8 protein-coding genes are annotated in these 16,297 nt (G+C 41.1%); 2 read left to right on the top strand and 6 right to left on the bottom strand.

What is annotated here, in order from left to right; genetic code table 11:
* Positions 1-164 precede the first annotated feature (164 nt).
* From asnS to DXN33_RS01445, 4 genes are all read right to left on the bottom strand, one after another.
* The gene (asnS, locus tag DXN33_RS01460) at positions 165-1,508 is read right to left on the bottom strand and encodes an asparagine--tRNA ligase (RefSeq protein WP_020902243.1); all 1,344 of its coding nucleotides are present in this window, start codon (positions 1,506-1,508) and stop codon (positions 165-167) included.
* A gap of 16 nt (positions 1,509-1,524) precedes the next feature.
* Positions 1,525-2,703 (bottom strand): pyridoxal phosphate-dependent aminotransferase, encoded by a 1,179-nt coding sequence (locus DXN33_RS01455; RefSeq protein ID WP_115904134.1) that lies wholly within the window; start codon positions 2,701-2,703, stop codon positions 1,525-1,527.
* The gene (locus tag DXN33_RS01450) at positions 2,700-3,188 is read right to left on the bottom strand and encodes a DUF5590 domain-containing protein (protein WP_181897263.1); all 489 of its coding nucleotides are present in this window, start codon (positions 3,186-3,188) and stop codon (positions 2,700-2,702) included. The genes DXN33_RS01455 and DXN33_RS01450 overlap by 4 nt, the downstream gene beginning before the upstream one ends.
* Before the next feature lie 185 nt (positions 3,189-3,373).
* Complete coding sequence (locus tag DXN33_RS01445; RefSeq protein ID WP_115904133.1) at positions 3,374-4,570, bottom strand: MFS transporter; 1,197 nt, start codon at positions 4,568-4,570, stop codon at positions 3,374-3,376.
* Positions 4,571-4,988: 418 nt separating this feature from the next.
* Between DXN33_RS01445 and DXN33_RS01440 the strand changes: the two genes are divergently transcribed.
* Positions 4,989-5,537, top strand: a complete 549-nt coding sequence (locus tag DXN33_RS01440; protein WP_115904132.1) for an NADPH-dependent FMN reductase — start codon at positions 4,989-4,991, stop codon at positions 5,535-5,537.
* Positions 5,538-5,772: 235 nt separating this feature from the next.
* Here DXN33_RS01440 and DXN33_RS01430 read toward each other — a convergent pair whose 3' ends face one another.
* A complete protein-coding gene (locus DXN33_RS01430; protein ID WP_115904131.1) occupies positions 5,773-13,791 on the bottom strand; it encodes an SIALI-17 repeat-containing surface protein in 8,019 nt (2,672 codons plus the stop codon).
* 219 nt (positions 13,792-14,010) lie between these two features.
* On the opposite strand from DXN33_RS01430, the gene DXN33_RS01425 reads away from it, so the two are divergent.
* Positions 14,011-15,495 (top strand): M protein trans-acting positive regulator PRD domain-containing protein, encoded by a 1,485-nt coding sequence (locus tag DXN33_RS01425; RefSeq protein ID WP_115904130.1) that lies wholly within the window; start codon positions 14,011-14,013, stop codon positions 15,493-15,495.
* A 53-nt stretch (positions 15,496-15,548) separates the two neighbouring features.
* Here the strand turns inward: DXN33_RS01425 and yaaA are convergent, their stop codons facing one another.
* Positions 15,549-16,277 (bottom strand): peroxide stress protein YaaA, encoded by a 729-nt coding sequence (gene yaaA / locus DXN33_RS01420; protein WP_115904129.1) that lies wholly within the window; start codon positions 16,275-16,277, stop codon positions 15,549-15,551.
* Positions 16,278-16,297 lie beyond the last annotated feature (20 nt).

Below are 16,297 nucleotides of genomic sequence, written 5' to 3'. Positions count from 1 at the left end.
TTTAACGAAACTACAACACAATACTCATTATTCAATTTTATCATATATTTTTAACACTAGTCAACCAAAAAGATCTATATATTCTCGCTTTTTGTATAATATTTTTGTACCCAAAATACAAAAAGAAGGAATTACCCTTCTTTTTATTATAATAACTTTTTTATTTACGGTTTGATACGGTGCAACATACGTGGGAATGGAATGGCTTCACGGATATGTTTTGTTCCTGCTGCGAAGGTTACCATACGTTCGATACCGATACCAAATCCTCCGTGAGGAACTGTACCGTATTTACGAAGGTCAAGGTAGAATTCATACTCTGTACGATCCATACCAAGTTCATCCATTTTAGCTACAAGGGCATCGTAGTCTTCCTCACGCATAGACCCACCGATGATTTCTCCATAGCCTTCTGGAGCAAGCAAGTCTGCACAAAGCACGCGCTCTGGATTTCCAGGAACTGGTTTCATGTAGAAGGCCTTGATAGCTGCTGGATAGTTCATGACAAATGTTGGCACACCAAAGTGGTTTGAGATCCAAGTTTCATGCGGTGAACCAAAGTCATCGCCATGCTCAAGATGCTCGTAGTCAGCATCTTCATCATTTTCATGTTCTTGCAAGAGGTCAATGGCTTGATCATAAGTGATGCGTTTGAATGGCTCTGCAATGTAGCGTTTCAAGAGTTCTGTATCACGTTCCAATGTTTCCAAGGCTTGAGGCGCACGATCAAGAACACCTTGTAAAAGAGCTTTTACATAAGCTTCTTGCAAGTCAAGCGACTCATCATGTGTCAAGTATGAGTACTCAGCATCCATCATCCAGAACTCAGTCAAGTGACGGCGTGTTTTTGATTTTTCAGCACGGAATACTGGACCAAAGTCAAAGACACGACCAAGGGCCATAGCACCTGCCTCTAGGTAAAGCTGACCTGATTGGCTCAAGTAAGCTGGCGTTCCGAAGTAGTCTGTTTCAAAGAGTTCAGTTGAATCTTCAGCCGCATTTCCTGATAAAATTGGGCTATCAAACTTCATGAAGCCGTTCTTGTCAAAGAATTCATAAGTTGCATAGATGATAGCGTTACGGATTTGCATAACAGCTACTTGCTTACGAGAACGGAGCCACAAGTGACGGTTATCCATCAAGAAATCTGTTCCGTGTTCTTTTGGTGTGATTGGGTAGTCTTGAGATTCACCGATTACTTCGATGTCTGTAATATCCAACTCATAGCCAAACTTAGAACGTTCGTCTTCTTTGACAATACCTGTCACATAAACAGACGTTTCTTGGCTCAAGCGTTTGATGACATCAAACTTCTCAAGTCCCACTTCTTCACCAAATTTTTCTAAAAAGTTTGGTTTAAAGGCCACACCTTGGAAGAAGGCTGTCCCGTCACGCAATTGCAAGAAGGCGATTTTCCCTTTTCCTGATTTGTTGGCAACCCAAGCGCCAATCGTCACTTCTTGACCAACATAGTCTTTTACATCGATAATCGTTACACGTTTTGTCATTATTTTTCCTTTTCTTTTATTTTTCCATAAATGCTTTCAAGCGGTTAACTGCTTCTTTAAGCGTGTCTAGGTCTGTCGCATAGCTGAGGCGGACATTTTCTGGCGCTCCAAATCCAGCTCCTGTGACCAAGGCTACTTCAGCTTCTTCTAGGATAGCGGTTGTAAATTCTGTCACATCCGTATAGCCTTTCATCTCCATTGCCTTTTTGACATTTGGGAAGAGGTAGAAGGCTCCTTGCGGTTTGACCACTTCAAATCCTGGCACCTCAGCAAGAAGGGGATAGATGGTATTGAGACGTTCCTCAAAAGCCTGACGCATGCTTTCCACCGTATCTTGCTCGCCTGATAGAGCCTCAACTGCTGCATACTGGGCTACTGCTGACGGGTTTGAAGTTGTTTGACCTGCAATCTTGGACATGGCAGCGATAATGTCTGCTTCTCCAACGGCATAGCCAATACGCCAGCCAGTCATAGCATAGGTTTTAGACACACCATTGATAACCACTGTTTGCTTGCGAATCGCTTCTGATAGACTAGAAATAGGTGTGAACTCATGGCCATTATAGACCAAGCGCCCATAGATATCGTCTGCTAGGATGAGAATATCCTTTTCTACAGCCCAGTTCCCGATTGCTAAGAGTTCCTCACGGGTGTAAATCATACCTGTCGGATTAGATGGTGAATTCAGCACCAAAACCTTGGTCTTGTCTGTGCGAGCTGCTTCTAACTGCTCTACAGTCACCTTAAAGTGATTGTCTTCCTTAGCATGAACAAAGACTGGCACACCCTCTGCCATCTTAACCTGATCTCCATAGCTGACCCAGTAGGGAGTTGGGATGATAACTTCATCACCTGGATTGACCACAGCCATAAAGAAGGTATAGAGAGAATATTTTGCTCCTGCAGCTACTGTCACTTGATTTGGCGCTACAGAATAGCCATAAAAGCGCTCAAAGTAGGTATTGACTGCTGCCTTGAGCTCTGGCAGGCCTGAGGTTACTGTATAAAAAGAAGCACGCCCCTCTTGAATCGATGCAATGGCGGCATCTTGGATATTTTTTGGAGTAGTGAAATCTGGCTCACCCAAGGTTAGAGACAAGATATCTCTTCCCTCAGCCTTCAGTGCTTTGGCACGGGCTCCAGCAGCCAAGGTCACACTTTCTTCCATTTCTAAAACACGGTTGGATAGTTTCATAGGCCCTCCTTATTGACCAATGCTCCTGTTTCAAAATCTACTAGATAAAAATTAGTTCCTGACTTGACTTCCCAGATTGGCTTGTCTTGATAACGGCCAAAGGTTATCGTGTCAATCTCGCCAGCTCCTTTTTCCTTAGAAACCGCTTCTGCTTTTTCTTGTGAAATACCCTGATTTAGCTGATAAACGTAAATCTTATGGTCATCTTTTCCGATCAGGACAGCAAGTGCTTCTTGCTGTTTATTACGACCAAGAACGCTGTAATAAGATTCCAAGCCATTGTATAAATCAACCTGATCAGCCTGCTCTAATCCTGCATACTGCTGAGCTAATTTTTCTCCTTCACTTTTAGCTGTTTGATAAGGTTTCATGCTAAGAGAAACCAGATACAGAAAGGAAGCACTGATAACCACAAACAAAATCGTCATCCCTAGACCATACTGCCACAGTAGATTATTTTTTGCTTTATTTTGTCTTGTTTTCACTCGTCTATTTTACCATCTATTGGGCTTTATTACAAGTGAATGCAAGAACAATCGTATTTTATTTCTTCCTTCAAAGTAAACCGATTTTTCTTGTTTAAAACCGAGAGAGAAAAGCATAGACACAAGCGAAATCACCGTATTAAAAAACCTGAGCTTGCACTCAAGTTTTCAGAAATTCTTTTAATCTATGGAATCATTTTATCATCTATTCTTTTAGCCATTTTTCCTAAAAAGATAGTCAGTAGAAGGCTAATCATGACTAAAAAGGATCCTAGATAAAGAAATGTTACTACAAAGCCTAAATTGTCAATCAACCAGCCTGTCAGTGGGAAGAAGACAATCATACTTAGACTAAACATCATAGAGTAGACACTCAGCATGGTTGCCCTTACTTCACTTGGGAGCCGCTCTTGCAAATCATTATCAAAAATCGGCTGAAAAAGAGCATATAGAGCATTACTAATCAAATAAACCAAAATATAGATTAGAGGTGTTCCAAAGTAGGACAGCAGGTAGGTAACTCCAGTCAGCAGGACGAGAATAGGGAAAATCTTCAAGGCGGCATATCTCTTTCCAATCTTACTCGCTAGATAGACTGCGACGATATTCAAGAGACTTCCAAGTAGCATAACTGCTGAAATTTGCCAACTACTTAAATCTGGTAACTGATTTTGATAGTAAAAATAAAACATGCACATGAGTGTACCAACAATCTGAGACAAAATCATCCAGTTGAAGAGCATGGGATTTCGCTCCAACTCTTCCTTAACAGTCCACATAATCTGTTTCATGGTCACACTATCAGTTTTTTCTAGCTTGACACTGGGCTCTTTCAGCATCCAAATCAAGACAAGAACTATGATAGAAGTGGCAATCATGATATAGTAGGTCAGGTGCAATTGACCATGGACAAAAAATCCCGCCAACACTGTCCCCAAAGAACGAGTTCCTTCTGCTACTCCTGACATGAAACTTGAAATGGATAGATAGCGTTCTTTTAGTCCAGCCTCAACAGCCGAGTCATAGACCATTGCTGCGCTTGTTCCTGAATCAAAATTATAAGACAAGGCACTCACCACCATTGCTAGTGCATAAATCCAAAAATTTCCCTGACCAGCCAACATGAGAATAGAAGACATAATTCCTGCTATACGACTTAAATAAAGGTTGGTCTTATAGGAATAGCGGTCAGCTAACATACCAGATGGAATTTCACAGAGAAGACTGGTCGTATGAAAAATACTCTCCAGAAGTCCAATCTGCCAAAGAGACATTCCGTTTTGACTGAGAAAGAGAATCCAAAAACTGGTAATCCCTAGAAATGCAAAAAACTCAACTCCGGCCATCAGGCCAATATTTTTCCGATAATTTCTTATTAACATCTTTTCTCCTTAACAAGTGTATTATTATTTCTTTTGTCCGTCACTTGTTAATCTTTGCCTTACATGATCTCCACCCCTTTTAGAAGCATTCTTCAATGCCATTATTGTTCCTTTAATGATTTATGAAATGATACCGGAAAATAGCTGTTCTGCGGTTTCTATTGCTAGTTTTCTTGTTTATTTTAGCACTTATGTCATTATATTACAAGAGAATATTGGAATACTCCTATAAAATCAAAGAAAACTAAAATCCAAAAAACAGTTCTTACTTTTCCAGTGGCAACTGACTAGAGTTTCAGCAATTTTATAATTTTCAAATAAACTCTGAGCAAATTTCTTGCAAGTTGTCTTGTTTTGTTGTAATATATTTTATAACAACGAGAGACTTCTCGGAAATTTAAGAAAAAGGAGACACATCATGTCTAAAAAAGTATTATTTATCGTCGGTTCACTACGTCAAGGTTCTTTCAACCACCAAATGGCTCTCGAAGCTGAGAAAGCACTTGCTGGTAAAGCAGAGGTTAGCTACCTTGATTATTCAACCCTTCCTCTCTTCAGCCAAGATTTGGAAGTTCCAACACATCCAGCTGTAGCTGCTGCTCGTGAAGCAGTTCTCGCTGCGGATGCCATCTGGATTTTCTCTCCAGTTTATAATCACTCAATTCCTGGGCCAGTGAAAAACTTGCTTGACTGGCTATCTCGCGCTCTTGACTTGTCTGATACACGTGGCGCTTCTGCCCTTCAAGACAAGTTTGTCACAGTATCATCTGTAGCCAATGCAGGTCACGATCAACTTTTCGCTATCTACAAGGACCTTTTGCCATTTATCCGTACACAAGTCGTTGGTGATTTCACTTCTGCACGTGTTAATGACTCTGCTTGGGCAGATGGAAAATTAATTCTAGAAGAAACAGTCCTAAATTCACTTGAAAAACAAGCTCAAGACTTGGTCGCAGCAATTCAATAAAAAATAAAGAATTTTTAAAAGTCTAAATCAATTATCGCCACCTCATAGGGTGGTTTTTTTAGACTCTATCAAGATTCTCAGACAAACATCAGCCATCCAAAAAAACCTTGAGCGTTACCACTCAAGGTTTTTAGCAGTCTTTTCCATCATGGAAAATCGTTCTAAGAATATTCTTTCATTCGAGATCTATCACTTATCATCTTCTTTCGAGAAATTAGTGACTGCTTGTTGCTGATTAATCTTCTTTTCTTCGACCTACATATAGGCTCAATAGAATACCGCTACCTAAAAGAACAGAGATATAATCAGATTGGCTTCCAGTTTCTGGTAATTTGTCCCCATGTTTTTCTTTACCTGTAGTTGGTACTACTGGGTTAGAAGTTAATGGTGTTACCGGTTGAACTGGTACATTTGGATTTGGTTGTGTTGGAACTTCAGGAATGTTTGAAGTTGGTTTGTCATTGACTTCTGGCATACCAGGTACTCCGCCATTAAATTCTGGAATTTCATGAACTGGAGGTGTTGGCATTCCTGGAACTTCTGGATTAGGAAGTTCATTGACTTCTGGCATACCTGGTACTCCACCATTGAATTCTGGCAATTCATTAACCTCTGGCATTCCTGGAACACCACCGTTGAATTCTGGCAATTCATGAACTGGTGGTTCTGGCATTGCAAACGTTGGTCCTTCTGGCACATTACGTGTTGGAGGAACTGGTTTGTCATTTGATGGTGTTACTGGTTTGCCTTGGCAACCACATTTACCATCTTTTCCGTCCTTACCATCTTTGCCGTCGCGACCATCACGTCCATCTTTAACAACTGTTTTTGTCACAGTTCCATCAGAATTGATGATTGTGATTGTATGACTACCATCTCCATTATCTTCAACAGAAACTTTTGGTGATTTACCATCTTTACCGTCTTTAATCACCATTTCTGTCTTACTTCCATCTGGATTAGTGATTGTAACAACGTGAGTTCCGTCGTTATTATTTTTAACAGTTACAGTTGGTGAAACGCCATCTTTACCGTCTTTACCATCTTTGATAATAGATTTGTATTGACGACCATCAGAATCTACGATTGTTAATGTGTGAGTTCCATCTCCGTTATCTACGATATTCGCTTTTGGTGATTTACCATCAAAGATTGTAGTTGTAGTTTCTTTACCATCAGCTCCTGTCACTTTAATAGTGTGTGAACCATTGTTGTTATCAATAACTTCAAGTTTTGGTTCTTTACCATCACGAACTGTAGTTGTTGTAGTTGTACCGTCTGAGTTCACAACTGTGATAGTGTGAGTTCCATCTCCGTTATCCACAACCTTAGCAGTTGGTGATTTACCGTCATGAACTGTGGTTTCAGAAACAGTACCATTACCGTTTTCTACACGAATTGTGTAAGTACCATCATGGTTGTCAGTAACAGTTGCTACTGGTGATTTACCATCTTTGATAATTGTTTCAGTAGTTGTGCCGTCACCATTTAGAACTGAGATCTTATGAGTTCCATTTTGTTCGTCAGTAATAGTAACTTTTGGTGATTTACCATCACGAACTGTGGTTTCAGTTGTCACACCTTCTGGATTTGTAATAACGATTGTATGACTTCCGTCCCCATTGTCACGAACAGATGCGGTTGGAGTACGTCCGTCAACACCGTCACGACCATTCTTAACAACAAACTCATTCTTCGTTCCGTCTGGGTTAGTGATTGTTACTCTGTGGCTTCCATCTGGATTTTCTGTTGTAGTTGCTGTTGCAGCTTTACCATCTTTACCATCTTTGATGATAGCATTCGTAACATTGCCATCTCCATCCGTAACTTTAACAGTGTGAGTTCCATCGTTGTTATCAGTCACTTCAACTTTTGGAGTCTTACCATCTTTACCGTTTTTAACAACTGTTTCTTTAGTTGTTCCATCTGGATTTGTTATAGTAATTGTGTGGCTTCCATCTGGATTTTCTGTTGTAGTGATATTGGCAGTTTTACCGTCTTTACCATCTTTAACTTTAGTTGTTGATTCAGAACCATCAGGGTTTCTAACAGTAATAGAGTGTGTTCCATCTCCATTGTCCGTTACATTTACAACTGGTGATTTACCGTCTGCTCCGTTTTCACCTTTGTCGCCTTTTTCACCGGCTACTCCTTGAGGTCCACGGATATTACCAATCTTGTTCCAAGAACCATTTTCTTTCTTGTAAACATCACCTGTATTGGCGTCGATATAAGTATCACCGTCTTTACCATCATTAGCAGTTGGGGCAGTAACTCCACTTAGTAATTCAGCACCGTTACGTCCATTTGTACCAGAAGCTCCATCTGTACCATTACGTCCATTTGTACCATTCAAGATATCACTTGTACCAATTAATTCATCCACACCTGGATCGTATTTACCGTTACCATTATTATCATAGTATGCTGTAATACGAGTACCATTTACTGGTTGTGAATCTGTTGCATCTGTAGTTGTTGGTTGTACTGTTTCTGATGACTCAGTTGTACTTCTATCTTCATCTGGTAATGCTCTTCTATTTCTTGCACTTCTTGATGTTCCAGAAGGTTGTGAATTAGAAGTTGATCCAGCACCTCTTCTAACTGCTTCCACCAATGCATTTAAATCAATAGTTGGTGTACGTCCATCTTTACCATTCTTACCATCTTTCACTGTAAAGGTTACTGGATCTTTACCTGGTGTTGTGATAGTTACAAGAGTGCTTTGGCCATCTTGTCCACGTTGAGTAGTGATTGTAGGAGTTTGTCCATCCTGACCGGTTGCACCAGTTTCTCCCTTAGCACCATCTTGAACAAAGACTGTAGTTGGTTGTGAACCATCATGGTTATCAACTGTGATTTCTACACCTTTATGACCTTCTTCATCCTTACGAACAGCTGTTACTGTTGGAGAGACACCGTCCACTCCATCTTTAATAACTGCAAGAGGTTTTTCAGGGTTCAATGGTTGACCTGGATGTGCTGGATCTTCTTGGTAAACTTTAGTTTCTTTACCATCTTTGACAGTAAGCAATGATTTACCATCACGTCCGTCCGCACCTTTAGCACCATCTTTAATCATTTCAGAACCTAGAAGTTCATCAGTTCCTGGAGTGTACTTACCATCATTGTTTTCATCAGTATAGAATGTCACAATTGTATGAGATGGATTTCCGTTTTGTCCTTCGACACGAAGTAAATCAACTTTTGGAGTTTTACCGTTCAGACCATTTTCTCCGTTCTTAACATTTACTGTAACTGGATCTTTACCTGGAACAGTGAATGTAATGTCGGTACTATGACCATCTTTACCTGGAGTTACAGTTACTTCTGGAGTCTTACCATCTTCTCCACGTTCACCTTTGTCACCCTTAGGTCCCTTGATGTTGCCTTCTTTTTCCCATGTGCCGTTATTCTTAACGAAGACGTCACCTGTTTCTGTGTTAACGTATTTATCGCCGTCTTTACCTTCTGTAGTTGGGTTGACTTTGCCGTTCAATACGTCTTTTCCGTCGCGTCCATCACGGCCGTCACGTCCTGGTAAACCTTGAGCTCCATCCGCACCTTTAGGTCCTTGCGCACCTTCTGCACCTTTATCACCCTTAGGTCCCTTGATGTTACCTTCTTTTTCCCATGTGCCGTTATTCTTAACGAAGACATCGCCTGTTTCTGTATTAACGTATTTATCGCCGTCTTTACCTTCTGTTGTCGGATCAACTTTGCCGTTCAAGACGTCTTTTCCGTCACGTCCATCACGTCCGTCACGTCCTGCTGGTCCTTGCGCTCCATCACGTCCATCGCGACCTGGTAAACCTTGAGCTCCATCCGCACCTTTAGGTCCTTGCGCACCTTCTGCACCTTTATCACCCTTAGGTCCCTTGATGTTACCTTCTTTTTCCCAGTTGCCGTTATTCTTAACGAAGACATCGCCTGTTTCTGTATTAACGTATTTATCGCCGTCTTTACCTTCTGTTGTCGGATCAACTTTGCCGTTCAAGACGTCTTTTCCGTCACGGCCGTCACGTCCTGCAGGTCCTTGCGCTCCATCACGTCCTTGAAGACCTTGAGCACCCTGTTCACCCTTAGGTCCCTTGATGTTACCTTCTTTTTCCCAGTTGCCGTTATTCTTAACGAAAACGTCACCTGTTTCTGTGTTAACGTATTTATCGCCGTCTTTACCTTCTGTTGTTGGATCAACTTTGCCGTTCAATACGTCTTTTCCGTCGCGTCCATCACGTCCGTCACGTCCTGCAGGTCCTTGTGCTCCATCACGTCCGTCGCGTCCTGGTAAACCTTGAGCTCCATCCGCACCTTTAGGTCCTTGCGCACCTTCTGCACCTTTATCACCCTTAGGCCCCTTGATGTTACCTTCTTTTTCCCAGTTGCCGTTATTCTTAACGAAAACGTCACCTGTTTCTGTGTTAACGTATTTATCGCCGTCTTTACCTTCTGTTGTTGGATCAACTTTGCCGTTCAATACGTCTTTTCCGTCGCGTCCATCACGACCGTCACGTCCTGCAGGTCCTTGTGCTCCATCACGTCCGTCGCGTCCTGGTAAACCTTGAGCTCCATCCGCACCTTTAGGTCCTTGCGCACCTTCTGCACCTTTATCACCCTTAGGTCCCTTGATGTTACCTTCTTTTTCCCAGTTGCCGTTATTCTTAACGAAAACGTCACCTGTTTCTGTGTTAACGTATTTATCGCCGTCTTTACCTTCTGTTGTTGGATCAACTTTGCCGTTCAATACGTCTTTTCCATCACGGCCGTCACGTCCTGCAGGTCCTTGCGCTCCATCACGTCCGTCGCGTCCCGCTGGTCCTGGTACACCTTCACGGCCGTCACGTCCTGCAGGTCCTTGCGCTCCATCACGTCCTTGAAGACCTTGAGCACCCTGTTCACCCTTAGGTCCTTGTAGCCCTTGTGGTCCTTGTGGTCCTGCAACTCCGGCTTCACCTTTTAGACCTTGAGGCCCACGAATGTTACCAATCTTATCCCAAGTTCCGTTTTCTTTCTTATAAACATCACCTGTAGTTGCATCGATATAAGTGTCACCATCTTTACCATCATCTGCTGTTGGTGCTTTAGGTCCACTTAATAGTTCAGCACCATTACGTCCGGCTGCACCTGCTGCACCATTGGCACCGTCTGTACCATTATAAATTGGTTGTTTAGCAATTAATTCATCTATACCTTCATCGTATCGACCATTACCATTGTTATCAAAGTACGCTGTAATAAGAGTACCTTCTCTTGGTTTTTCTGCTGGTGCTGTAGATGGGGCGTCTGCTAAAGCTCTTCTTACTCTTCCGCTTCTTTGATTGTTTAATCTTGCTGCTGCTTCAGCTAAGGCATTTAAGTCGATGGTTGGTGTACGTCCATCTTTACCATCTTTAATGTTAGCTACAACAGGCTCTTCTCCAGGAATAGTAAATGTAATATCAGTACTACGGCCGTCTGCTCCACGAGCAGTTGTGATTTTTGGAGTTTTTCCGTCACGTCCCGCTGCTCCTGTTTCACCACGGTCACCACGGTCTCCTTTTTCACCTTGCGCTCCGGTTAGACCACGTTCGCCTTGGTCCCCCTTTTCACCTTTAGCTCCATCTGCAATGACAACTTCTTTTAGTTTTGTATCGCCTGCATCAAATTCGTTGTTATCATTTTGGTCATAATAGAAGATAACAGTCGTTGTTTTATCTGCGTCATTTCGTTGAGTCGCAACTAATGGACTTGCGCCATCGAAACCATCTCTTACAACAGTACTTGTAACATTACCTCTACCGTCGTTAATCGTGATAGTATGAGTGCCGTCTTCTTTATTATCTTTAACGGTTACGGTTGGAGTTACACCGTCACGACCTGCCTGACCTTGGTCTCCTTTTTCACCTTTAGCACCTTGTGCTCCAGTCAGACCACGTTCACCTCGGTCTCCTTTTTCACCTTTAGCACCTTGTGCTCCAGTCAGACCGCGTTCACCTTGGTCTCCTTTTTCACCTTTTGCTCCTTGAGCTCCAGTGAGACCGCGTTCGCCTCGATCTCCTTTTTCACCTTGTGCTCCTTGTGCTCCGGTTAGACCGCGTTCGCCTCGATCTCCTTTTTCACCTTTAGCACCTTGTGCTCCAGTCAGACCGCGTTCACCTTGGTCTCCTTTTTCACCTTTTGCTCCTTGTGCTCCAGTCAGACCGCGTTCACCTTGGTCTCCTTTTTCACCTTTTGCTCCTTGTGCTCCAGTCAGACCGCGTTCACCTTGGTCTCCTTTTTCACCTTTGGCACCTTGTGCTCCAGTCAGACCGCGTTCGCCTCGATCTCCTTTTTCACCTTTGGCACCTTGTGCTCCAGTCAGACCGCGTTCGCCTCGATCTCCTTTTTCACCTTTAGCTCCAGTGAGACCACGTTCACCTTGATCTCCTTTTTCACCTTTAGCACCTTGTGCTCCAGTCAGACCACGTTCACCTTGATCTCCTTTTTCACCTTTAGCACCATCTTTAATAGCAATTCTTTGAACAAGTTCGTCTACACCTTCAGTGTAAACACCGTTACCATCATTATCAAGATAGAAAGTGAGGTTATTGGTATCACCGATTTTATTTTGATCAACACGTGGTTTTACAGTTTCAATGAATTCTTTAGCAACACCGATTTGAACAATACGTGGTTTAGCTTCTTTAGTAACTCTATTACTAATTGGCAAGCCAAGGATTGTTTCATTACCTAATCGATGAACTTTATAGGTAATTTGACGTTGTCCTTTTTCACCTTCTCTAACTAATCTAGTCTCACCTTCTGGCAATTTACTAGTTGGAAGATAGATAGTTTGGAATTCAAGTTCTTCTGTAACAGTCTTGTTACTAGTACCACCATTTGGATTTGCATCCAAGAGGAGTGGGTTTGCTCTATAATAATAGTTAGAGTTACTGTATGGGTCATTGCTAGTAGCGGCACCGCCACCACCTTGGTCCACGTTAAAAGTAACTGGTTTCAAACGAACAGACAAGTCACCATTTGGATTAATGATAGGCAAACTAAATCTGATTGTTTGTTCCATATTTGTTGAAGTAGCAGAGGTCATACTGTATCCTGAGTGAGATACGAAGTTGGCACCCTGGCTAATAGGTTTTGATTGCTCTCTTAATCTTGGAGTTGTGATGGTTGCATTTGAAGGATTTCCAAATCCATCCCCTTTGTCCAAGATAAAGTTATTATTAACAAATTCACCTGGACCAGAGTATCTAATTGTGAAATTCAATCTATTACCTTGACGTACTGTTGTTACATCGTAATGAATTGAATTACCACCACGTGAGTTTCCGTAGCCACGGAAACTATAACTACGACCACCTTGACTAATATCTGTAAATGCAACTGTATTTCCAGAACCTGAAACAATTGGGTTAGCTGGATTGCTAGCTGCTCTAAAGCCACTGTGCCCTTTATCCAAGTCTTCTTTACGGATAGCTGGATTTTGGCGAGCGTCAGAAAGGCTAAGAGCTGGTTTCAAAAGTTCATTTGTAGATGCAGGTCTTGACGTAGCTTCTACTTTAACAGGTGTGCTAGTTGGCAAAACAGTACTATTAACAGCTGAACGATCAGTTGTTGCAACTGGTTTAGCTTCTTCTTTGGCTTCTGCCGCGTCAGCTTTCTTCACTACAGGAGTTTCTGATACAGTTCCTTTATCAGAGTTAGAACGAAGTTCTAGACCAATAATAGACGATTGAATAGATGACTCTGCTGCTGATAATTCAACTTCAGTTGCATCTGCTTTCCCAAGCAAGCTTTGACCAGCTTGGATACTTGCTTGCAAGTTTGCAGCACTTGCTTCTGTATATAACTTACTCTCAAGTTTTTTAGCACGCGAAAGAGCCGTTAACAATTTTGACTTGTCAACAGCATCTTGATGCGTTACTTCTTCTTTTTTATCTTTTGCTTCTTCAACTTTTTCTGCTGGTCTAGTAGCTTCTTCAGTTTTAGCTGGAGTCGTTTCTACTGGGTTCGCAACAGTTGGAGCTGCATAAGTTGTTTCTTTTTTAGGTGTAGAAACTTCTGCTGGTTTAGTAGCTTCATCTACCTTATCAACAGAAACACTGTTAGTTGCTTCTGGATGTTGTTCCTCCGCTTGTACTGATTGCGCATTAGCGGCAGTTCCCAATACTAAAGCTGTACCGAGCAAGACACTAGCTGCACCAAAGTGATACTTACGAATAGAGTATCGTTGTTGCATGCTATACCAGTCAAATGATTTCTTATGTGAATGTTTCATTTTGAACTCCTAAGTAATATTTTATAATTCCCACTCTACAACTATTTGATATATAAATCAATATTTTCTGAACAATTGATATATTCTATTTTTGCACCTAAGGGCCACTTATCTTATTCTAATTTTTCTGATTACTGACGACAATTTTCTTACTCTAAGTTTTTTATACTTTTTAGACAAAAAAATATGATATAATGAATTAAGGAGGAAATTACCTATATGCGCAACCTTTTATCCACAAAAGATCAAAGACAATTACGTTTAATGGAAACCTTAATTCAGAATCGTAATTGGATGAAATTTTATGAACTAGCCGAAAAATTAGGATGTACAGAACGAATTTTAAAAAGTGATTTAAATGAATTACGTCTTGCCTTTCCATCTATTGACATCCAATCTTCTGTTAACGGAATCATGATAGATTTAGAAGTTAACACTAGTGTAGAAGATATTTATCAATATTTTCTTGCTAATTCTCAATCTTTTCAATTACTAGAGTATATGTTCTTCAATGAGGGGCTACCTATTTATCGAACAATAGAAAATCTTCACTCTAGTACTGCCAACCTCTATCGAGTGGGCAGAAATATTACAAAGACTCTTTCATCTCAGTTTCAAATTGAATTATCTTTTACTCCATCCGAGATACGTGGAAATGAGATCGATATTCGTTACTTTTTTGCCCAATACTTTTCTGAGCGCTATTATTTCTTAGATTGGCCTTTTCCTGACCTTCCTGAGGAAGATTTAACAGAGTTTGTTGACTTCTTCTATAAAATTACGAATTATCCAATGCGATTTCCAATTTATAGAATGTACAAACTGATGGTAGCTATCAGTATTTACCGCATCAAAAATGGTCATTTCATCGACTTACCAAATCATTTCTTTGATGAATACTATCCTATTTTAGCAAGTGTTCCAAATTTTGAGGAGATACTTGTCCATTTTTCTGAAAAACTGGGACTGGAAATCACTCCAGATATCATCGCACAAATTTTTATTTCCTTTCTTCAAAACAATCTTTTCTTAGATCCTCAAGGGTTCTTTAATTCATTAGAAGAAAACAGTGAAGCAAGATACTCTTACCAATTACTTAGTCAAATATTAGAACGCCTATCAAAACAATATAAGATTACCTTTACCAACCACGATGAGCTGATTTGGCATTTACACAACACTGCTTTCTTTGAAAGACAGGAAATCTTTTCTACCCCAATCTTATTTGAACAAAAAGCATTGACGATTAAAAATTTCGAAGTTTACTTCCCAGACTTTATGGGGAGTGCGCGTCAAGAACTGGCTCAATACCGTCAAGCAATTGGACAGCATGACCATCCCGAACAGTTGGAACACTTGATGTACACCATCTTAACCCATGCTGAAAACCTCTCTACCCAGTTGTTAGAAAATCGACCACCTATCAAGGTTTTGATTATCAGTAACTTTGACCACGCCCTATCACTTACTTTAAAGGATATGCTTACATACTATTGTAACAATCGATTCAGCTTTGATATTTGGGATGAATTGGAAACAAGCCCTGAGATTTTAAATCAGACAGACTACGATATCATTGTGTCTAATTTCTATATTCCAGGAATTACCAAGAAGTTTATTTGCCGAAACCATCTGTCAATCATGAGTTTGGTTAACAATCTTAACTGTTTATCAAATGAGATTCATATATCCAATACTTTATAAACTAAAAAACTCAGCACGACTTTCCATGCTGGGTTTTCTTCTTTTATCCTTATTTATACTTCCTTTACAAAAACCAATTCCTGTGGCTGGGACAGATCTTCTCGGTAGTTAAATCCTGCAAAGCTTAAACGACGAGCTTCCTCCACCGTCTGCACTTGATTTTCTATCAGAGACGTTAGGAAGGCACCACGCGCTTTCTTAGAAATGGTTGAATGAATCTTCAGCTGACCACCCTTGTCCTCCATGAATTTGAAGGTCACCATTTTTTCTCTGATTTCCTTAGAAAATACAGTCTCAAACTCCGATGACAAGAGAGAGAAAATCACTTCTTCCTTCTTCAAAGCTTCATCATAGGCTTGCTTCCAATGGCTCTTCAAAGTCTTACCAGCGACTTTCAACTTCATCAAAAAGTCCAAACGGTGAGGGGCCATAGCTGACAAGGCTGGAACAACACCGTACAAAGCCGAGGTGATGAAGACATGATTTTCAAGATAGGCTTGTTCTGCCTCTGTCAATTTATCTCGCTTGATGTGGCGGTACATAAGCCCATCAAATAGATTCAAGGCTGGGTAGTGTTGAGCAGTTTGCCTTTTCAAATCTTGGATATTTTGACATTCTTCCGCCGCCTTCTCAGCTGATACCTTGTAAAAACTTTCCAATTGACTGGCAGAATAGAGAGCCAAGGCATCAAGTACCGCCTGACTTTCTAGTCTTAAAGGAGCGGCTTCGATACTTGGCAAGTCTGTGTTCATTTCTTTTGCTGTTGGGATTAAAATTTTCATATTGCTAGTGTAGCATATTT

The organism is Streptococcus sp. NM (assembly GCF_003390135.1).
Classification (GTDB): domain Bacteria; phylum Bacillota; class Bacilli; order Lactobacillales; family Streptococcaceae; genus Streptococcus.
The sequence above is the reverse complement of the archived record's forward strand: the minus strand, read 5'-3'. Positions and strand labels throughout refer to the sequence as shown.